The sequence below is a fragment of the uncultured Subdoligranulum sp. genome (assembly GCF_937890665.1).
This window is the reverse complement of record NZ_CALADU010000295.1, coordinates 16,714-37,851: the sequence shown is the minus strand read 5'-3', so window position 1 is coordinate 37,851 and position 21,138 is coordinate 16,714. Positions and strand designations below refer to the sequence as shown.

The window sequence follows — 21,138 nt, the reverse complement described above, 5'->3', positions numbered from 1 at the left end:
CACCACCACCATTCATTTTCGGGGTTGACTTTTAATAGTTAATCTTTCTGTAAAAAATCCTAGTGGCCGGCGGTCGCCCGGCCTTTTTTGTTATTATACCGTCCCCTTTTAAGGACCGTCAAGGCACCCCTCCTGTTTTGTGCAAAACCCACAAAAAAGCTACTTTTCTTTTGTTTGGTTGACAGCTTTGTTTCACCGGCGGGGGCAGGCGGTCAACTTTTTGAAACACCGGTTCCTGTTCGCGGCAAGGGTCTTTTCTTTTGCAGCACCGTCAATTATACTACAAAACAGAAAGTCGGCCGCCGAATTTTTAGGAAGTTCGGCGGCTTTACCAAGAGAAAGGAGAGAACATGCCGATGCAAATGCCGGAAGGCTTTTTGTGGGGCGGCGCCACCGCCGCCAACCAGTGCGAAGGCGCCTACAATGTGGACGGCCGGGGACTGTCCAGCGTGGATGTGGTGCCCTTTGGTCCCGACCGGATGAAGGTAGCCCGGGGTGAGATGAAGATGCTGGCCTGCGATGCCGACCACACCTACCCCGCCCACGAAGCCATTGATATGTACCACCATTATAAAGAGGACATTGCCCTGATGGCGGGCATGGGGTTCAAGTGCTACCGTCTGTCCATTGCGTGGACGCGGATCTTGCCCAACGGTGACGACGATACCCCCAACGCCGCCGGGGTGGCTTTCTACCGCAGCCTGTTTGAGGAGTGCCGTAAATACGGCATCGAGCCGCTGGTGACGATCTGCCACTTCGACACCCCCATCGCGCTGATCCAGAAGTACGGCGGCTGGAAGGACCGCCGGATGGTGGACGCCTTCCTGAAATACTGCCGTATGTTGTTTGAGAACTACGGCGATCTGGTCCACTACTGGCTGACCTTCAACGAGATCAACATGCTGCTGCACATGCCCTTCATGGGCGCGGGGCTGGTCTTTGAGGAGGGCGAGAACCGGACGCAGGTCCAGTATCAGGCCGCCCACCACGAACTGATCGCCAGCGCCAAGGCTGTGCAGTTGGCCCACCAGATGATGCCGGGGGCCAAGGTAGGCTGCATGCTGGCCGCCGGGCAGTATTACCCCTACACCTGCGACCCCGCCGATGTCTACAAGGCCATGGAATGTGACCGGGACAACTACTTCTTCATCGACGTACAGGCCCGGGGCGCCTACCCGGTGTGGGCCAAAAAGCGGATGGAGCAGGCCGGTGTGGTGCTGCAGATGGAGCCCGACGACGAGGAAGTGCTGCGCAGCGGCGTGGTGGACTTCGTCAGCTTCAGCTACTATTCCAGCCGGTGCATTTCGGCGGACCCCGAGGTGCTGAAAAACAAAGCCCGGGGCAACGCGGTGGTAAAAGCCGTGGTGAACCCCTACTTAAAATCCAGCGAATGGGGCTGGCAGATCGACCCGCAGGGACTACGCCTGACGATGAACACCCTCTACGACCGGTACGGCAAGCCGCTGTTCATCGTGGAGAATGGTCTGGGCGCCGCCGACACGGTGGAGGCCGACGGGTCCATCCACGACCCCTACCGTATCGACTACATGCGGGCCCACATTCAGGCCATGCTGGAGGCGGTGAATCTGGACGGCATCCCCCTGCTGGGCTACACCTGCTGGGGCTGCATCGATCTGGTGAGCGCTTCTACCGGTGAGATGAAAAAGCGGTACGGCATGATCTATGTGGACAAAAACAACGACGGTACCGGCACGCTGGCCCGCAGCAAAAAGGACAGCTACTACTGGTACAAAAAAGTCATCGAAACCAACGGCGCCGACCTGACCTGAGCAGACCCCGCCGTACTATAAAAGGAGGAAACATTTCATGAATTTCAAACAGCTTGCAGCCACCATTCTGGACAATGTGGGCGGCAAGGAAAACGTGGACAAGGTGGTACACTGCGCCACCCGGCTGCGCTTTACCTTGAAGGATGACACCAAAGCCCAGACCGATGTGCTGAAAAAGACCCAAGGCGTGCTGTCGGTCATCAATGCGGGCGGCCAGTATCAGGTGGTCATCGGCCCCGACGTACCCGCCGTCTACCAAGAGATCGTGGCGCTGGGCGGCTTTGAGAGCGCCGCCGCGGTGGAGGACCCCAAGGCTGCCAAGGAGGACAACCGTTCCCGCCTGAGCAAGATCTTGGAGGCCATCGCCAGCATCTTCCAGCCCATCATCCCCGCCATCACCGGCGCCGGTTTGCTGAAGGCTTTTATGGCCCTGTTTGTGGCGCTGGGTTGGCTGGACAACTCCACCCAGACCTACACCATCCTGAACGCCTTTGCGGATGCGGCGTTCTACTTCCTGCCGCTGCTGCTGGGCGCTTCCGCTGCCAAGAGCTTTAAGTGCAACCAGTACGTAGCCATGGCCTTGGGCGGCATTCTGGTCTACCCCTCCTTCGTCACCCTGATGGGCGGCGAGGAAGCCGTCCACCTCTTCGGCCTGCCTGTCACTCAGGCTTCGTACAGCTCCTCGGTGGTGCCCATTCTGCTGGGTGTCTGGTTCATGTCCATCGTGGAACATTTCGTCCAGAAGATCTCTCTCCTCAGGCCATCAAGTTCTTCTCGGTGCCGCTGGCCAGCATTGTGGTGGCCGGTACCGTCACCGTGGTGGTGCTGGGCCCCATCGGCATCTGGATCGGTGACCTGATCGCCGCCTTCTTCACCTGGCTGACCGCCACCGCCGGCTGGCTGGTTCCCACCCTCGTGGGCATCTTCAACCCGCTGCTGGTCATGACCGGCACCCACTACGGCCTGATCCCCATTGGCACCAACAACTTGGCTACCATGGGCTTTGATACCGTGGTCGGCCCCGGCATGCTGGCTTCCAACGTGGCACAGGGTGCTGCCGGTCTGGCTGTGGCGCTGCGCACCCGCAACAAGACCACCAAGCAGTTGGCTGCTTCTGCCGGTCTGACCGGTGTGCTGGGCATCACCGAGCCGGTACTCTACGGTGTCAACCTGAAATTCATCTACCCCCTGATCTCTGCGATGATTGGCGGCGGCGTGGGCGGCCTGTATCTGGGCATCACCGGTGTAGCCCGCTACGCTTCCGGCTCTCCCGGATTGCTGGTGCTGCCGGCCTACGTGGGCGGCGACAGCATGACCAACTTCTTCAATGCCTGCATCGGTACCGTCATCGCCATGGTGGTTTCCTTCGTGGTCTGCTTCGTCCTTTACAGCGTCTGGGCCAAGCAGGGCAAGCTGGATTCCTCCGAGACCGGCGAGACCAACTAACGTTTTCCCACATTTCTCTATTGCGGCAGGAGGCAGACCCCATCTGGGGCCTGCCTCCTTTTTATATTGGGGAAACAAAACCGGACCGCCGCCCTATGCGGGGCTGCGGTCCGGTTCTATTGGGGAGGTTGGTTGTCAGTTTTTCAGCATCAGGCGCAGGATCTCCAGATCGGTCTCCTTCATGCCTTCCCGGGCGATGTACCCCACGTCCTCGATGGTCTTTTCCACGCTCTCGGTGACGATGCCTTCGCCCTGCTCAAAGTGATGGCCGTTCATGCTCATCCGCACGCTGAGCAGGCCGGTGTAGACGGCCGCCGCGATCTTGGAGGCACAACTGGACTTGGCACCGTCGCACCACATGCCGCCCAAGGTGGCCAGCGTGTTGGTGATGACGCCGCAGATCTGCTCGTAGCTGCCGCCCTGCATCCAGCAGACGCCCACCGACGCCGCACAGGCGGCACTGGTGGCCCCGCAGTAGGCAGACAGGCTGCCGATAAACCGCTTTTGGTGAATGCTCATCAGGTTGGCAATGGCCAGCGCCCGCAGCAGTTTTTCGTGGCTTACGCCGTTTTCCTCGGCGTAGAGCAGCACCGGCATGGTGACGGTCAGGCCTTGATTGCCGCTGCCCGAGTTGATGACCACCGGCAGCGGGCAGCCGTTCATCCGGGCGTCGCTGCCTGCGGCGGCCGCCGCGGCGGCCCGCATCTCAAAGGGGCCTTCTTGGAACATGCTGCGCAGCGTGGCGCCTACCTCGGCGCCATAGTGACCGGACAGACCGGTGCGGGAGATCTCGCGGTTGCACTGGATCTGGTTTTCCAGCACGTCCTGTACCCGGGCCAAGTCCACCGTTTCGCCGTAGGCCAAAATGTCCCGCACGTTGAGCAGCTTTTTGTCCGGGGCCGGGGCACAGACCTCCTGTGCCTGTTCCCCTTCCAGCAGGTTCTCGCCGTTGTGCTCCATCCGGGTCACGTTGGTGTGGGTGGTGCGGATCTCCACAAAGGCCTCGTCCTCGCCGGACCGGGCCGTCACCTGCACCACCAGATTGTCGGTGCCTTCGATGAGGCTGGTCTCGCAGATGCCCGCTTCCAGCAGTTCCACCGCCCGGGCGCGGGTCTCGTCGGTGACGCTTTCCAGCACCGCCAGACGGCGCTGGGCATCCCCGCCGCAGACGCCCAACAGGGCCGCGATCTCGATGCCCCGGCGTCCGCCCGAGTTGGGCACCGTCACGCCTTTGACATTTTTGACAATGTTGCCGCTGCACGCCAGATGCAGATGCTCCGGCTCTTGGCCCAAGACCCGCCGGGCCAAGGCGCCGGCGTAGGCAATGGCGATGGGCTCGGTACAGCCCATGGCCGTGATGAGCTCACTGTGCAGCAGCTCGGTATAGGTATCGTAGATTTTTTGCTCCAACATGCTCTATTACTCCGCTTTTTCAAATTCTGCGCGCACCGCCGCCAGCAGGTCGGGTTCGGTGGCCAGACGGGCGCCCATCAGCGCCAGCGTCTTGGCCGCAAAGATCATGCCGCGGTGAGCCGCCGGTTTGTCGGCCTGTACCGTGACGGCCCAAGTATGGTTGGGCGTTTTGCGGCCGTAGCAGGCGGTGTTGATGTTCACCACCGGCACGATCTGGCTTACATCCGCCACGTCGCTGGAACCATTGTCCTTCTTGACGGTGCCGTCCACCGGCAGGATGCTCTCGTCCAGTTCGCCCACCACACCGGGCAGGTTGATGGCCTTGGCCACCTCACGGGCATAGGCTTTCTCTTCCTCGGTGAACTTGGGCGCGCCGATGGCCTCCATGCAGTCATGGGCCAGCGAAGCCAGCGTGAAGTTCAGCTTGCTGTCGTGGTTTTCCCCCAAGATCTTGAACTCCACCGTGGTGTCGGTCATCATGCAGGCGCCTTCCGCCACATGCTTGACCCGGGTCTCCAGCTCCTTCATCTGGGCGAAGGTGTAGGCCCGCACCATATACCACAGCTGGGCATACTCCGGCACAATGTTGGGCCGGTCGCCGCCATTAGTATAACAATAATGCATATAGCAGTCTTTGTCCACATGTTCCCGCAAATAATTTACGCCGATGTTGGTCAATTCGGCAGCATCCAGCGCGCTGCGGCCGTTTTCGGGGCAGTTGCAGGCATGGGCTGCCCGGCCGTGGAAGGTCATGGTCAGTGCCTCGGCGGCTTTGAACTTGACCTCGCCGGGGTCGTTGTGGTCCAAGGGATGCCACGCCAGACAGACGTCCACATCCCGGAAGTAGCCGTTTTCGATCATGATGGTCTTGCCGGCCAGCGTCTCCTCGGCAGGGGTGCCGTAGACCACCACCGTGGCGGGCAGGCCTTCGTCCACCAACTGGGCCAGCGCAATGCCGGCGGCCGCGCTGCCCGCGCCCAGCAGATTGTGGCCGCAGCCGTGGCCGGGGCCGCCGTTGCCCTGCTGGTAGGGCACATCGTCCTGCTGCAGCGAGGCCAGCGCGTCATACTCGCACATATAGCCGATGCGCACCGGCCCATTGCCGTACACCGCCCGGAAAGCGGTGGGCTGGGTCTTCAGGCCCCGCTCCACCGTGAAACCGTGGCGTTCCAGCAGATCCGCCAGCTCGGCAGCCGAGCGGTGTTCTTCCCCGCTGAGCTCCGCCATGTCGTGGATCCGGTCCGCGCAAGCGGCAAACTCCGCTGCGTGGGCTTCCAGCCAAGTTTCAATCTTTTGCTGCTGTGTCATAGCCAGTAATCACCTTTCCGTTTCAAATTCCGCACGCACCGCCGCCAGACTTTCGGGTTCGGCCACCAGCCGCGCCCCGGCCAAAGCCAAGGACGCCGCCGCAAACCGCATGCCCCGGTGGGCCGACGGACGGCAGGCCTGTGCGGTGACCACCCATGTATGCATGGGGGTGTTGGCCGCAAAGCAGGCCGCGAACATATTGATGGTGGGCACCACCTGACTGACATCCGCCAAGTCGGTGGAACCGTTGTCGATCTTGATGGTACGGTCAGCCGGCACGATGTGGGCGTCAAAGTCGCCGGTAAAGCCGGCAACCCCTGCATGCTGGGCGATCTCGCGGGTGTAGGCGATCTCCTCTTCGGTGAACTGGGGTTCGCCGATCTCGGTCATCGCCTCATAGACGAGGCGGCTCAGCGCAAAGTTCAGACGATTGTCATGGGTATCGCCCAGCGTTTCAAACTCCACGGTGGTGTCGGTCATGCGGCACGCCCCCTCTGCGATCCGCTTGACCCGGCGCTCCACCTCTTTCATCTCGGCGTAGGTACAGGCCCGCACCATGTACCACAGCTTGGCATAGTCCGGCACGATGTTGGGCCGTTCGCCGCCGTTGAGGTAGCAGTAGTGCATATAGCAGTCCCGCCCTACGTGTTCCCGCAGATAGTTGACCCCCACATTGGTCAGCTCAGCGGCATCCAGCGCACTGCGCCCGTTTTCGGGGCAGTTGCATGCATGGGCCGCCCGGCCATGGAAGGTCATGGTAAAGGCAGCAGCCGCCTTGTGTTTGATCTCGCCGGGTTCACTGTGGTTGTGGGGGTGCCATCCCAGCACCACATCCACATCCCGGAAATACCCGTTGTTGACCATGATGGTCTTGCCGGCCAGCGTTTCCTCGGCAGGGGTACCGTAGACCACCACCGTGGCGGGCAAGCCCTGATCGATGAGCCGGGCCAGCAGGATGCCGGCGGCGGCGCTGCCCGCGCCCAGCAGGTTATGGCCGCAGCCATGACCGGGGTTGCCGTTGCCCTGCTGGTAGGGCACATCGTCCTGCTGCAGGGTGGCCAAGGCATCGTACTCACACATATAGCCGATGCGCACCGGCCCGCTGCCGTATACCGCCCGGAAGGCGGTGGGCTGATCCTTCAGCCCCCGTTCCACCGTAAAGCCGTGGCGTTCCAGCAGATCTTCCAGCGCCGCGGCAGAGCGGGTTTCCTCGCCGCTGAGTTCGGCATAGCCGTGGATGGTATCGGCGCAGGCGGTCACCTCGCCGCCTATCTCGTCCAGCGTTTGCAGAATGGCCTGCTTGTACTGTCTTGCGTCCATTGCCTGCCGCCTTTCTCAGCCGCCCAAGTAAGCCTTGCGGATGCTGTCGTCGTTGTGCAGTTCCTGACCGGTACCGCTTTGGACGATGACGCCGTTTTCCAGCAGGTAGGCACGGTCGGCGATCTGCAGCGCCATGTTGGCGTTCTGCTCGATGAGCAGCACGGTCTTGCCCTGCTTCTGGATGGTGCAGATCAGTTCAAAGATCTCTTCCACCACGATGGGCGCCAAGCCCAAGGAAGGCTCGTCCAGCATGATCAGGTCGGGGTCATACATCAGGCCCCGGGCGATGGCCAGCATCTGCTGTTCGCCGCCCGACAGGGTGCCCGCCGCCTGATTGACACGTTCCTTCAAACGGGGGAACAGGTCATACATCTGCTCCCGGCGCTCGTCCAAGAACTTGCGGGATACCTTGCGCAGCGCCATGGTGCCGAGGATCAGGTTTTCGCCCACCGTCATCTTGGGGAAGACGTGGCGGCCTTCCGGCACATGGCTGATGCCCAGCCGCACGATGTCGGCGGCGCGCATATCGGTGATGTCCTGCCCTTTGAAGGTAATGCGGCCGGAAGTCTTTTTGATGATATTGCTGATCGCGCTCAGGGTGGAGGTCTTACCAGCGCCGTTAGAGCCGATCAGGCAGACGATCTCGTTGCGGTCCACTTCCAAGCTGATGTCACGCAGGGCGTGTACATGGCCGTAATCCACCACGAGGTTGTCGATCTTGAGCATCGTTTCGGACATTGTTGTTCTCTCCTCTCTCAGCGTTCGTTGGACTTCTGGATCGTACCCCGTCCAAAGTACGCCTCCTGCACCTTCTTGTCGTTCTTGACCACGTCAGGGGTGCCTTCGCAGATCTTTTCGCCGAAGCTGAGTACCATGATGTAGTCGCACAGGTTCATGACGAACTTCATATCGTGTTCGATGACCACGATGGTGTGGCCGCTCTTGTTGATGCGCTGGATAAACTCCAACAAGCTCCAGGTCTCGGCGGGGTTCATACCGGCGGCGGGCTCGTCCAACAGCAGGATCTTGGGGTTGGCGGCCAGCGCACGGGCGATCTCTACCTTGCGCTGCATGCCGTAAGGCAGGTTGCCGGCCTTCCAGTCCTTGTACTCGGTCAGGCCCACTTCCTCCAGCACCTTGGCGGCCTGCTGGGTGGCATAGGCTTCGTCGTCCTTGTAGCGTTTGGTGTGCAGCAGCGCGTCCGCCACGTTGGTCTTGGTGTGGATGTGGCAGCCTACCTTGACGTTTTCCAGCACCGAGAGGTACTTGAACAGTTTGATGTTCTGGAAGGTACGCACGATGCCTTTCTTGGCCACTTCCTCGGGGGGCAGGTTGGTGATGTCCTTGCCCTCAAAGAAGATCTGGCCGGAAGTGACGTTGTAGGTGCCGGAGCAGAGATTGAAGAAGGTGGTCTTGCCCGCGCCGTTGGGGCCGATGATGCCGAAGATCTGGCCTTCGTTCACCTTCATATCCACGTTATTGACGGCTTTCAGGCCGCCGAAGTATTTGCAAACGGCTTTGGTTTCCAGAATGACTCCCATATCACTGCACCGCCTTTGTCTCTTTCTTTTCTTTTTTGCGCAAGAATGCCGGCAGCGGCAACGAGATATCGCCCGCGATGACGCTGTCCTTGGCGCCGAAGAGGCCCTGCGGACGCACCCACATCATGACGATGATGAGCAGTGCGTACATGACCATGCGCCACTCGGAAGCAAAGCGGAAGCCCTCGGTGATGCCGTTGATGACGAACGCACCCACGATGGGTCCCAGCAGGGTGCCGGAACCGCCGACAACACACATGGACAGCACGCTGAAGCCCTCGTCCAAGGTGAACATATCGGGGCTGACGTAGCGGTAGTAGTGAGCCAAGAAGACACCCATGGTGCCGCAGATGATAGCGCCGGTCATGAAGTTGATGCAGCGGTAGTGGGACACCTTGACGCCCAGGGAACGGGCGGCGTCCTGATCTTCACGAATGGAGATCCAGGCACGGCCGATGCGGGAATTGAGCAGACGGTTGAGGATGAAGATGACCAGCAGCAGCACCACCAGCGCCAGATAGTAGAAGGGGGCGCCGGCTTCCACCTTCATGCCGAAGACGGTGACGGTGGGGATGCCCTTGATGCCTAAGGGGCCGTTGGTCAGATCCTGCCAGTTGAGGGCGGTCAAACGCATCATCTCGGAGAAGCCCAAGGTGATGATGGACAAAAACATGCCGTTGAGTTTAAGGGTAGGAATGGAGACGATGAAACCGGCAATGGCACACAGGATCATCGTGCAGAACAGGCTGGGCAGAAAGCTCAGGCCCAATTCGGTGCTCATCAGCGCGCCGCTGTAAGCGCCGATACAGGTGAAGCCCACGATACCCAGACAGCTTTGGCCGGAGTAGCCGTTGATGATGTTCAGGCCGCTGGCGATGGTGGCGTAAACGATGATGCGGGACAACACACCACGGATATAGTTGCTGGTGGTAAGCTGCGGCAGCAGAATCAAGAACAGAATGCCGATGACCACCATCAGTTTTTTATGGCCGGCGTAAAACGTCTTGGCCTTGGTGATGAGGTTGCTCATAGATTATTTGCCTCCCTTCCGTTTGATGCCCTTGCTGAAGTCAAAGACGAACAGACCCTCGGGGCGGAACGACAGTGCGATAAAGACGACCAAGAAGCCGATGATATCGCGGTAGCTGGAGGTGAACAGCGAAATACCGAAGTTTTCCAGAATGCCGATGAGCATGGCGCCCAGCGCGGCACCGGGGATGTTGGTCATGCCGCCCAACACGCAGGCCGAGATGGCTTTCAGACCGACAACGGTGCCGAACACGGTGGAAACGTTGGTCAGGTAGGTGCCGTACAGCAGACCGGCGATGCCGCCCAGACCGGTACCTACGATGTTGCCGATGAGGGTGACCTTTTTGACGTTGATGGCCACAAGACTGGCTGCCATCTTGTCCTGACTGACGGCGCGGAGCATCAGGCCCACGCGGGTCTTATACAGGAAGATGCTCAGGCCGATGGCCAGCACCACCACGATGGCGATAACCACCATATGGATGGTGGTGATGTACAAATCGGTGCCGAAGAGGTAGAAGGGTTTGGTCTCGAAAGCCGGGGGCATGGCGTTGCCCTGCGAACCAAAGGCGATCTGTGCCAAGTTCTTGATGAGCAGCGAGCAGCCTACCGTGCAGAGCAGGGCGATGTTTTTCGGCGCGTCGAGGAAGCGCTCATAGGCAACCTTATGGATAAAGATGCCGGCAATGCCGGAAGAGATAAAGGCCACCAACAGGCCCAAGAAGAAGTTAGGCGTAACATAGGTGTAGAACAGGTAGGCGCTCATGGCGCCGATCATGACCATTTCGCCGTAGGCGAAGGTGATCAGACCGACGACGCCGACGATCAGCGTGTAGCCAATGGCCATCAGAGCATAGATGCTGCCCTGAGACAGGCCGTTGATGAGCTGCTGGAGCACATACATGGGAATACCTCCTTTGGGTAGGCTGCGATGCGGGGCAAAAAAGGGGCCCCGTTCACCCCGAGAGAGGGAAAACGGGGCCGCCGTTTTACCGTGTCAGCACACAGCGATCATTCAAACTTGCTGCACTTGGAGTAGTCGCTGACTTTGGTCCACTTGCCGTCGACAATTTTCAGCAGGCAGTAGGCGCGGATGATGTCCTCATCCTCGGTGAACTCGTAGGGACCGGCCAGGAGCACATCGCCCCACAGAGCCTGCACGTCGGCGTCGGTGATGCCGGCCAGGGCATCGCGCACGGCCTGACGGTCGGTGGTGCCGGCTTTCTCGATGGCGGCGCAGAGCAGCAGCGCGGCGTCATAGGACAGAGGGCCATGAGTGGTAGGATAGAACCCGGCGCCTTCGTAGAATTTAGTTGCGTAGTCCCACGCGATTTCATCTTCTTCGCTGAGGAAAAATCCAGCCGAAATCACTAAACCTTCTGCTGCTTCACCTGCAAGGAGGATCACCTGATCGGAGTACATGGCGCCGGCGCCGATGACCGGGATATCCCAGCCCATGGCCTCCAGCTGTTTCAGGATCAGGGCACCGTCGGCGGCCTGCGTTACCAACATCAGATACTCGGGGTTGGTCTGGCGGATTTTGGTCAGGATGGCGGTGAAATCCTTTTCTCCAGAAACAAAGCTCTCGTCATCGGTGATCTCGATGCCGTATTCCTCGCAGCCTTCCTTGGTGGACTCAAAGGCGGAAGCGCCCCAGTCATCGTTGGACCAGATGACGCCGATGGACTTGGCGTTCAGGTATTCATAGGCGCCGCGCTCCACCAGGTAGGGCTGCTCGGCTTCCATCTTGCCGGCCACCGTGAAAGCGTAGTCGCTCATGGGGGCGTACTGGTTGTTGGAAGCGCAGGGGGAAAGCTCCACCATGGTGTACTCCTCAAAAATAGGCGCACAGGCGATGGCTTCGGAACTGGTCATGGGGCCAAGCACACCAACGATACTCTCATCATCGCCCATCTTCTTGGTCAGCTCCACCGCTTCCTTGGAGTCGCCTTTGGAGTCTTCCAGAACCAGCTCGACCTGCTTGCCCAGGACGCCGCCGTTCTCGTTGACCTTCTCGATGGCGAGCTGCCAGGAGCGCCAGAAGCTCTCACCCATCTCGGCCTTGTCGCCGGTGACCGCCGTGATGCCGCCGATGCGGATCGTGTCGCCGGTGGTCTCGGTGGTTGCGGTTTCGGAGCTGGCGTTGGTGGAGGTTTCGGCATCGGCGGTGCTAGATGCCGTGCTCCCGCATGCGGCGAGCAGGGAGGTGCCCATGGCCAGAGCCAGGCCCAATGCGATTGCCTTTTTCATACTGCTTTCTCCTTTTTCTTGTGTTTTCTTCTTCTCGTGCTGCCCGTCGTGGGCTGAGCACTTTCGATAGTTTTAGTCTACCGTTTGCCCCATTTTTTTACAAGGCGACAAAAATACGATATGGTGGACTTTTCCTCTTTGTTTGACGTTTTTCACGTTTATTTTCACCTTTTCCGCCGTATTTTTACGTTTTGCACAATTTCATGCCGTTTTCAGATTGCCAAGCCCCACCATCTATGTTACAATATGACATATTTGTCAAAAAATTTTTCGCAGGGAGGGGTCCGTATGCGGCGCAAGATGCTGCTTTCCTACATTACCATCTTGTTGGCCTTCTGTGCGGTGACCTTTGTGTTCGTGCTGCGCACGGTGTACAGCATGGTGCAGACCAACCTCATCGAAACTTCCTCCCAAACGATGCAGCGCTGGTCCACCGAGCTTTCCAACGCGATGGCCTTTGCCCGCAGCCACATGCTGAATCTGGCGTCCAACCAGCACTTGCAGGAGCTGCTCATCACCTACGGCGTGGATGCCGATTCGCCGGAAGGCGCCGAACAAGCGGGGGAAGCCCTGCTGGGGGACGAGGCGCTGACCTCGCTATTGGGGGCCAACAGCGTGACGCTGGGCACCCTGCCTTTTTTGATGGAAATTACGGTGCGCACCCCCGACGGCAGCTATCTGCCGGTCTACGACACCCTCGGCTTTGGGGAGGAGTCCCCCGCCCCCTACGACCCTCGCTCGGAGTGGGTGCAAACCTTGGAATCGCTGCAGGGGCGCATCCTGTGGGACACCTACTACGACGGCAATTACGAGTATATCCGGGTATCCAAGGTCATCTATGACAACCGGGATTTTTCCACCATTCTGGGCACCATCTCGGTAGAATTCAACTACGAGCACCTGACCCAAAGCATCCTCAACAACCTGCGCAATGAATCCGGTATGCAGGCCGCCCTCTATGACGGAGAAAACGGTGAATTTGTGGGGTACTATTCGGTGCGCGACCTGCCGGACGCGGAAACCATCCGCCAGATGGGCTTGACCGGCTCCTATACCCTGCTGCCCGACGGCAGCGTTTGCCTTTTTGCCCGACGGCTTTCCACCACCAACTACTATCTGGTGGGAAGCAAGTCCTTGGAAGAAGTCCACGACATCTACCTAAAATCTTCCCGCATTTTGTTCCTATCCGCCGGGGTAGCGCTGGTGGTGGGTATGCTGCTGACATTCTTGGTCACCGGCTCGGTCATGCGTCCGGTGGTGCAGTTGTCCGACACGATGAAAAATGTAAAAAACGGCGATTTGGACATCACCGTCCATACCCGGGAAAAAGGCGAGGTCGGCGAGCTGTACGACAGCTTTAACTATATGATCCAGATGATCAACCAGCTCATCGAGGAAAACTATGTTACCCGGCTAAACCAAAAGCAGAGCGAGCTCAACGCCCTGCAAAGCCAGATCAACACCCACTTTTTGTACAACACGTTGGATTCCATCAACTGGTTGGCCAAGGACTACCATGTGGAGCAGATCTCCAAACTGGTCACCAGCCTGTCCACCCTGCTGCGCACCTCGCTGAACAATGGCCAGCCCGAACTGACGGTGGAACAGGAACTGACCCATATGCGCAGCTACCTGAACATCCAAAAAGTCCGGTTCGGCGGGTTGTTCCAAGTCCACGAAGAAGTGGACGAACGCCTTTTGCAAGATACCGTCATCAAAATGCTGCTCCAGCCTTTGGTGGAAAATGCCATCCTTCACGCCTTCAATATATCGGGCGCCCCGGCTGAAGGCAATCTGCTGTTGGTGCGGGTCTATCTGCAGCAGCAGGATCTGGTGATGGAGGTGGCCAACAACGCCCCCAAAGATGCTCTGGCCCGGGTGCAGGAGCGCCTGCACCAAGAGACCGGTGTGCCCCCCAAGAGCTACGGCATCCAGAGCATCCGCACCCGGCTGGACATCGCCTACGCCCACGAGGCGGCTTTGGAGTACGCCATGGACGGCGGATTTTTGGTAGCACGCATCCGGATCCCGCGGCGGTACACCGCGCCGGACCGTATAGAATTACCACAGTTGAAGGAGTGAATGTAGGATGCCGTATTCCGTTTTGATTGTGGACGACGAGCTGCTGATCCGGGAGGGACTGCGCCGCCATATCGATTGGACCACGCTGAACATGGAGGTCATGGGGGTGGCGGACGGCGCCGAAAGTGCGCTGGAACTGGCCCGTAAAAAGGCACCGGACATCCTGATCACCGATATCTGCATGCGGGGCAAAAACGGGCTGGATCTGATCGAGGATCTGCTGGAACTGGGCTTGTCGCCGCAGGTGATCCTGATCTCCAGCTACAACGATTTTTCCTACGCACAGCGGGCCGTGCGGCTCAACGTGGTGCGGGAATACATCCTAAAGCCGGTGGACACCGATGCCTTGACCGCCCTGCTGCACAAGCTGCGGGATGAACTGGACCTGCGCCCTGCCGCGGTACCGCCGGGCACGCCGTTGTCCTCCGACATTCCGGTAAACACCTACCGCCGCTTTTTGCAGGACCTGCGCAACGGCGGCTATGACCGGCACCGCTTTGTCCACTGTGCCAAAAACGGGGAAACGGAAAACGCCATGGCGCAGTGGGACTGTGCCCAACGGGTCATTCTGGCAGACCCGGAACGGCGGGATTGTGCCCAACGGTTTTGTTCCAATTTGCTGATGCTGCTCATCTCGGAGGGGGTGCTTTCCGACCAAGGGGAGGACCCGGTCCACACCCTGCGCCAGTGCACCGACAACGAGTCTATGTGCCGCTGCATGCAGGACATCCTGTCTGAAGAATGCCGTCAAAAGGCGGAAAAAGCCGCTACCATTGCCCAGACCAAGCTCATCGCCGCCAGTTTGGAGATCATCGACCGGCGCTATCGGGACCCCCATTTCAACCTAACAGCACTGGCCGCCGAACTCAGCGTGACCCCCAACTATCTTTCCATCCGCTTTAAAGAAGAGCTGGGCGTAGGCTTTATGAAATACCTGCTGGACAAACAGATCGAGAACGCCAAGCGCTTGCTGGCCGATCCCCAGTACAAGGTCTATCAAATTTCCGAGATGGTGGGTTTTCAGGACGAGAAATATTTCTCCCGTCAGTTCAAAAAGCTGGTGGGCGTCACCCCCAAAGAGTACCGCAACGAACACACTTCGCCGGTATAAGGCCCCCCTTGCCCCCATTGTAAAAAAGCGATATACTATTTTTCATGAGCGACAGCGCGGGGCCTTGCCACCCCGGCATGGGAGGGTTGCCTGTGGACATTGAAAAATTGATTCAAGACAAAAAACTTACCGACACCGAACGGCAGGTGCTGGAATATATTCTTGCGCATCTGGATGGGGCGCTGGCGCAGGGCGTGCGGGACATTGCCCGGCGCAACTACACCTCCACCTCCACCATCATGCGGCTGGCCCACAAGATGGGCTATGACGGCTTTGTGGATATGTGCTACAAGCTGCGCACCTTGACACAAAAGCACACCGAACAGATCAGCGAGTCCCAGATTTTTTTGGATGGATTTAATCTGGATTCCCTATTAGCTTACAACACCTACGACCAGCTTAAAGAATGTGCCCGCCATATTGCAGAACTCAACGGCAAACTCATCTTTGTGTATGCCACTGGTTTTTCTGGGTTGGTTGGCAACTATTTGGCCAGTAAATTGACGAATATGGGGCGGCTTTGCCTGTTTGCCACCGGTGGAGATTCGGTTGGAATGTTTGAAAACAGCCTGAATAGCATGGGCCTGTTTATTTGTGTGTCTAAGTCCGGTGAGACCGCCTTGGTGCGGGACAAGATCAAAACCGCCCAAGAAAACAGCGTGCCCACAGTGGCCATCACCGGCGAGCGGCCCAACAGCGTCAGCCGGTACGCCGATCTTTGGTTTCGGGTAGAGGATTCCTGCCAGTTGGACGACCAGAACGTGCGCCCCAACACCTTCTTCCCACAGGCATTGATGTTGGCCGAGCTGATTGCCTATGAGTATCACCGTTTGTGCATTTCGCCAAACGACAACGGACTGAAATTGTAAAAAAAGTCAAAAAAAAGCGTAACGGGTTATCAATCAGGGTAACCCGTTTTTTGTATGGCAAAAATTGTTTACAGTGCCTCTTTTTTGTGGCATAGTGTTGGCAGCGATACGGCCGTGGACATCGCATAGGGGGTGGACGCACCCACCAAGCAGTCCCCATTCGGTGTGCAAAGGAGAATACCATGAAAGAAAAAATAATGGATGGCTTGCAAAAATTTTCCAAAGCCATGTTCATTCCCGTGCTGATCTTGCCCATCGCCGGTATCTTGATCGCGGTAGGCAACCTCTTCACCAACACCCGCCTGCAGGCGGTGCTGCCCTTCTTGAACAACCCCGTCACCATCGGGTTCGGCACCCTGCTGTCCGGTTCTCTCAACGCCATTCTGACCAATCTGGGCGTCATCTTCTGTGTTGGTCTGGCGGTCGGTCTGGCCAACAAGAAAAAGAGCGAGGCCGGCTTTATCTCGCTGCTGGCCTTCCTCGTCTTTATCAACGCCATGAACAAGTTCATGGGCCTGCAGGGCATGCTGGTGGAAGGCGACCTCAGCGGCACCGGTCAGGCTCTCGTTCTGGGCGTCCAAGTGCTGGATATGGGCGTCTTTCTGGGCCTGATCCTCGGCGTCATCGTTGCCCTCGTCCACAACCGCTTCTGTGAGACGGAATTCAACAACGCCTTCCAGATCTATGGCGGCACCCGCTTCGTCTTCATCGTCCTGATCCCCGTCATGGTCATCTTTGCGGTGGTCATGACCTACATTTGGCCCTTCGCGCAGGCCGGCATCAATGCGTTGGGCGGCTTTATCCAGAGCACCGGCAACTTCGGCCTCTTCCTCTACGGCATGCTGGAACGTCTGCTCATCCCCACCGGTCTGCATCATCTGGTCTACACCCCCTTCCTGTACACCTCGCTGGGCGGCGTCGAGACCATTGCCGGGCAGGTCTACGAGGGTGCCCGCAACATCTACTATGCGGAGATCGCCGATGAGAGCATCAAGGTCCTGAGCCAGTCGGTCATCTGGGATGCCCGCGGCATCTCCAAGATGTTCGGCCTGATCGGCGCCTGTCTGGCCATGTACCACACTGCCCGTCCTGAAAACCGCGGCAAGATCAAGGCCGTACTGATCACCGCCGCCACCACTTCCTTCATCGCCGGCGTCACCGAGCCCATCGAGTTCAGCTTCCTCTTTGTCGCGCCCATCCTCTTCGTGGTCCATGCCGTGCTGGCCGGTTCCAGCTTTGTGGTCCTCAACATTCTGGGCTGCCGCGCCATCGGCCCCAACGGCTTTATCGACTTCCTGCTGTACAACCTGCCTCTGGGTGTTGCCAAGACCCGCTGGCCCATCTACATTCTGGTGGGCATCGCCTACTTCGCGATCTACTACGTAGTGTTCCGGGTCCTCATCGTCAAGCTCAATCTCCACACTCTGGGCCGTGAAGCCGACGGCATGGAGATGAAACTCCACTCCAAGGCCGAATACAAGGCCAAGGTGGCCGCCGAAAGCAGCGCCTCTGCGCCGGCCAAAGGCTCCGAAAAGGTGGACGGTGCCTTGGTGGTGGAAGCGCTGGGCGGCAAGGACAACATCCTGAAAGTGACCAACTGCTATACCCGTCTGCGCACCGAGCTGGCCAACCCCGACTTGGTGGACGAAGACAAGCTGAAAAACCAGACCGGCGCCACCGCCATCGTGCGCAAAGGCAAAAACGTACAGGTCGTCTATGGCCTGAAGGTCAATGCCGTGCGTAAGGCTGTGGATGAAGAACTGGGTGTTCAGGAAAACGACTGAGAAAGGAGTTCTTCATGAAAGAATTTTCTGTTGTAATTGCCGGCGGCGGCAGTACGTATACCCCCGGCATCGTGATGATGCTGATGGACAGTCTGGATCGGTTCCCGATTCGCAGCCTCAAACTGTATGACAACAACGCGGCCCGGCAGGAGCCCATCGCCAAAGCGGTAGGCCTCGCCCTGAAGAAGCTGGCGCCGCAGGTGGCCTTCTCCTACACCACCGATCCCGTCGAGGCTTTCACCGATGTGGATTTCTGCATGGCACATATCCGCAGCGGCGGCTATCCCATGCGGGAAAAGGATGAAAAGATCCCCTTGCAGCACGGCGTGGTGGGGCAGGAGACCTGCGGCCCCGGCGGCATTGCCTACGGCATGCGCAGCATCCCGGATGTTATCCAGCTCATCGATTACATGGAGCAGTACAGCCCCAACGCTTGGATGCTGAACTATTCCAACCCTGCCTCCATCGTGGCGGAAGCCTGCCGCGTACTGCGGCCCAAAGCCCAGATCATCAACATCTGCGATATGCCGGTGGGTACGCTGCGCCGGATGAGCTACATTGTGGGCAAGACCCCCAAAGATCTGGATGTACGGTACTATGGCCTGAACCACTTCGGCTGGTGGACCAGCGTGAAAGGCAAGGACGGCACCGACTACACCCCCCAGCTCATCGACTATGTGAGCAAGAACGGCTATCTGACCCAGAAAGCCATCGAGACCCAGCACATGGACGAAAGCTGGCAGGCCACCCACAAGAAGGCCGCCGATCTGCTGGCCGTCACGCCGGACTGCCTGCCCAACACCTACCTGAAATACTACCTCTTCCCCGATTATGTCGTGGAGCACACCAACCCCAACTACACCCGCGCCAACGAAGTCATCGACGGACGGGAGAAGAAGGTGTTCGGTGCCGCCCACCGCATCATCGAAGCTGGTGAGTTCCATGGCGACGAGTTTGAGATCGACAACCACGCTTCCTTCATTGTCGATTTGGCCCGCGCCATCGCCTACAACACCCACGAGCGGATGCTCTGCATTGTGGAAAACAAGGGCGCCATCGCCAACTTTGACCCCCATGCCATGGTGGAAGTTCCCTGCTTGGTGGGCAGCGACGGTCCCGAACCCCTTTGCCAAGGGGAGATTCCCACCTTCCAACTGGGCATGATGCAGCAGCAGGTCGCTGTGGAGAAGCTGGTGGTACAGGCCTACTGTGAGCACAGCTACCAGAAACTGTGGCAGGCACTGACGCTGAGCAAAACGGTGCCCAGCGCCAAGGTCGCCAAGGAGATTCTGGACGATTTGATCGAGGCCAACAAGGACTACTGGCCGGAACTGCACTAATCCCCCAACGCAAAACCCCCGGACGAGAAAAACTCGTCCGGGGGTTTTTGTTTGCCGGTCAGCGGTCGGCGTAGCGCACCAGCAGGTCCACCACGGCGTAGATTCGCTCCCGCTCGGCGGCGGGCAGCCGGCCGATGCGCTCGGCCAACATGGACTGCTTGACGGTGTAGCCGGTGTCCACCACATCGGTGAGCACCATATCCGCCGAGATATGCAGCACATTGAGGATGGCCACCAAGGTTTCCAGCGAGGGGATCTTCTCGCCCCGCTCCACCATGCCGATGTAGTTGCCGCTCAGGCCGATGGCCTCGGCCAGATCTTCCTGCCGCAGGTCCTGCTCCAGCCGGTAGTACCGGATGTTGCGGCCAATCGAACTCCAATCCATCTTTCGTTGCACCTCCTAGGGGTGTGGGGGGAATGTTTTCCCAGTATACACCAAGGCCGGGTCTCGGAAAACCCACCCACAGTATTTTTCACAAACTTACAGTATTGGTTATGTCCTGGCAAAAGCCGGGCGGCGGGTACGGTACACGTAAGCCGACACCGCCACCGTCAGGATGTCGGCGGCGATCTGGGACCAGACGATACCGTACATGCCTACCAAGAAGTTGAGCAGATAGAGCATGGGGATGTTGAACACCGCCCACCTTACCACGCCCAAGAACAGCGAAACGCCGCCCTTGCCGAAGCCTTGGAAGATATAGACGGTGAAAAAGCTGAGGAACATCAGCGGGGTGGCCAAAATGCGGATGCGCAGGAAAGTGGTGGCCAGCCCCACCGTTTCGGGGTCGGCGATAAAGACCCGGACGATGGCCGGGGTGAAGGCTTCGTAAAGCAGGATGCTGCCCGCCGCCACCACAAGGCCCGTGGCCATCGACAGCCCGATGACCTGATTCATCCGCTTTGCGTTGCGGGCGGCACAGTTGTACGCCACCAGCGGCACCATGCCCTGACAGATGCCGATGCCCACATTCAAGGGCAGCCGCTCCACCTTGAGGACGATGCCGATGGCCGCCAGCGACACCTCGCTGTACGCGACCATCAGTTTGTCGATCACCACATAGTCCAGATCAAAGAGCAGGCTGGCCACCGCCGAGGGGATGCCCACCCCAAAGACAGCCCGGATGTTTTCCGCCTTGGGCAGTCCGGTGCGGGGGTCGGCGGTGAGGACGGTATGCTGCCGGATCTGCCACAGGATGACCAGAAAGTAACCGCAGGCCACGCAGTTGGAGAGCAAGGTGGCGATGCCCACCCCCAGCACCTGCTGACCGTCGGGCAGCAGCAGATACATAAACACGGGGTCCAGCGCAATGTTGAGGACAGCCCCCAGCGTGATGCCGAAGCCGGCTTCCTTGGAATAGCCGATGCTGCGCACCAGATGGGCCATCACGTTGGAGAGGACGGTGGGCACCGCCCCCAGCACGATGACGCAGAAGGAATACTGCCGGGCAAAGAGGAAGATGTTGTCCCCCGCGCCGAGGAACCGCAGCGCCGGGCCCATAAAGACCCCCAGCGCTACCGAGAAAGCCAGCGACAGCCCGATGGCCAGCCAAAAGCTGAAGGCGCTGACCTTGCGGGCCTCGTCCTCCTGCCCGACGCCCAGCAGCCGGGAGAGCAGCGTACCGCCGCCGATGCCCGCCAGCGAGGACAGGCAGAGCAGCATATTAAAGACCGGCAAGATCAGCGACGCCCCAGCCAGCATATAGGGGTTGTTGGTGCGGCCGATGTAGAAGGTATCGGCCATGTTGTAGATCAGCACAATGATCTGGCTGACCGCCGCCGGTACGATCATCCGCCGCAGCGCCACCGGCACCGGCAGGGACTCAAACAGTTCGTTTTTCTCCATCCGGAGCTC

The 21,138-nt window shown here is 59.1% G+C and carries 18 protein-coding genes; 8 read left to right on the top strand and 10 right to left on the bottom strand.

Annotation, left to right across the window (positions count from 1 at the left end; all coding sequences use genetic code 11):
• Positions 1 to 356: 356 nt before the first annotated feature.
• From Q0526_RS17030 to Q0526_RS17020, 3 genes are read left to right on the top strand one after another with little or no spacing between them, the layout of a single operon-like run.
• Positions 357 to 1,790: a 6-phospho-beta-glucosidase gene (locus tag Q0526_RS17030; protein WP_298736282.1), complete on the top strand. Its 1,434-nt coding sequence runs from the start codon at positions 357 to 359 to the stop codon at positions 1,788 to 1,790.
• A 37-nt stretch (positions 1,791 to 1,827) separates the two neighbouring features.
• The gene (locus Q0526_RS17025; RefSeq protein WP_298736276.1) at positions 1,828 to 2,649 is read left to right on the top strand and encodes a PTS transporter subunit EIIB; all 822 of its coding nucleotides are present in this window, start codon (positions 1,828 to 1,830) and stop codon (positions 2,647 to 2,649) included.
• Positions 2,568 to 3,236: a PTS transporter subunit EIIC gene (locus tag Q0526_RS17020; RefSeq protein WP_298736275.1), complete on the top strand. Its 669-nt coding sequence runs from the start codon at positions 2,568 to 2,570 to the stop codon at positions 3,234 to 3,236. The genes Q0526_RS17025 and Q0526_RS17020 overlap by 82 nt, the downstream gene beginning before the upstream one ends.
• 135 nt (positions 3,237 to 3,371) lie before the next feature.
• Here Q0526_RS17020 and Q0526_RS17015 read toward each other — a convergent pair whose 3' ends face one another.
• From Q0526_RS17015 to Q0526_RS16980, 8 genes are all read right to left on the bottom strand, one after another.
• Complete coding sequence (locus tag Q0526_RS17015; protein ID WP_366522135.1) at positions 3,372 to 4,649, bottom strand: L-serine ammonia-lyase, iron-sulfur-dependent, subunit alpha; 1,278 nt, start codon at positions 4,647 to 4,649, stop codon at positions 3,372 to 3,374.
• A gap of 6 nt (positions 4,650 to 4,655) precedes the next feature.
• Positions 4,656 to 5,957: an amidohydrolase gene (locus tag Q0526_RS17010; RefSeq protein WP_298736273.1), complete on the bottom strand. Its 1,302-nt coding sequence runs from the start codon at positions 5,955 to 5,957 to the stop codon at positions 4,656 to 4,658.
• A 9-nt stretch (positions 5,958 to 5,966) separates the two neighbouring features.
• Positions 5,967 to 7,277 (bottom strand): amidohydrolase, encoded by a 1,311-nt coding sequence (locus Q0526_RS17005; RefSeq protein WP_298736270.1) that lies wholly within the window; start codon positions 7,275 to 7,277, stop codon positions 5,967 to 5,969.
• Positions 7,278 to 7,292: 15 nt separating this feature from the next.
• Positions 7,293 to 8,003: an ABC transporter ATP-binding protein gene (locus Q0526_RS17000; RefSeq protein ID WP_298736277.1), complete on the bottom strand. Its 711-nt coding sequence runs from the start codon at positions 8,001 to 8,003 to the stop codon at positions 7,293 to 7,295.
• A gap of 29 nt (positions 8,004 to 8,032) precedes the next feature.
• The gene (locus Q0526_RS16995) at positions 8,033 to 8,818 is read right to left on the bottom strand and encodes an ABC transporter ATP-binding protein (protein ID WP_298736267.1); all 786 of its coding nucleotides are present in this window, start codon (positions 8,816 to 8,818) and stop codon (positions 8,033 to 8,035) included.
• 1 nt (position 8,819) lies between these two features.
• Positions 8,820 to 9,848, bottom strand: a complete 1,029-nt coding sequence (locus Q0526_RS16990) for a branched-chain amino acid ABC transporter permease (protein ID WP_298736264.1) — start codon at positions 9,846 to 9,848, stop codon at positions 8,820 to 8,822.
• A 3-nt stretch (positions 9,849 to 9,851) separates the two neighbouring features.
• Complete coding sequence (locus Q0526_RS16985; RefSeq protein WP_298736261.1) at positions 9,852 to 10,751, bottom strand: branched-chain amino acid ABC transporter permease; 900 nt, start codon at positions 10,749 to 10,751, stop codon at positions 9,852 to 9,854.
• Between the two features lie 107 nt (positions 10,752 to 10,858).
• Positions 10,859 to 12,097, bottom strand: coding sequence for an ABC transporter substrate-binding protein (locus Q0526_RS16980; RefSeq protein ID WP_298736258.1), 1,239 nt, complete (start codon positions 12,095 to 12,097; stop codon positions 10,859 to 10,861).
• 288 nt (positions 12,098 to 12,385) lie between these two features.
• On the opposite strand from Q0526_RS16980, the gene Q0526_RS16975 reads away from it, so the two are divergent.
• From Q0526_RS16975 to Q0526_RS16955, 5 genes are all read left to right on the top strand, one after another.
• Positions 12,386 to 14,179, top strand: a complete 1,794-nt coding sequence (locus Q0526_RS16975; protein ID WP_298736256.1) for a histidine kinase — start codon at positions 12,386 to 12,388, stop codon at positions 14,177 to 14,179.
• 7 nt (positions 14,180 to 14,186) lie between these two features.
• The gene (locus Q0526_RS16970) at positions 14,187 to 15,290 is read left to right on the top strand and encodes a helix-turn-helix domain-containing protein (protein WP_298736255.1); all 1,104 of its coding nucleotides are present in this window, start codon (positions 14,187 to 14,189) and stop codon (positions 15,288 to 15,290) included.
• Positions 15,291 to 15,382: 92 nt separating this feature from the next.
• Entirely contained in the window at positions 15,383 to 16,159 is a 777-nt protein-coding gene (locus tag Q0526_RS16965) for a MurR/RpiR family transcriptional regulator (protein ID WP_298736254.1), read from the top strand.
• Between the two features lie 182 nt (positions 16,160 to 16,341).
• Complete coding sequence (locus Q0526_RS16960) at positions 16,342 to 17,943, top strand: PTS transporter subunit EIIC (protein ID WP_298736253.1); 1,602 nt, start codon at positions 16,342 to 16,344, stop codon at positions 17,941 to 17,943.
• Between the two features lie 14 nt (positions 17,944 to 17,957).
• Positions 17,958 to 19,283, top strand: coding sequence for a 6-phospho-alpha-glucosidase (locus Q0526_RS16955; protein ID WP_298736251.1), 1,326 nt, complete (start codon positions 17,958 to 17,960; stop codon positions 19,281 to 19,283).
• Between the two features lie 58 nt (positions 19,284 to 19,341).
• Here the strand turns inward: Q0526_RS16955 and Q0526_RS16950 are convergent, their stop codons facing one another.
• The gene (locus Q0526_RS16950; protein ID WP_298736249.1) at positions 19,342 to 19,668 is read right to left on the bottom strand and encodes a helix-turn-helix transcriptional regulator; all 327 of its coding nucleotides are present in this window, start codon (positions 19,666 to 19,668) and stop codon (positions 19,342 to 19,344) included.
• Between the two features lie 108 nt (positions 19,669 to 19,776).
• Entirely contained in the window at positions 19,777 to 21,129 is a 1,353-nt protein-coding gene (locus Q0526_RS16945) for an MATE family efflux transporter (protein ID WP_298736247.1), read from the bottom strand.
• Between the last annotated feature and the right edge of the window lie 9 nt (positions 21,130 to 21,138).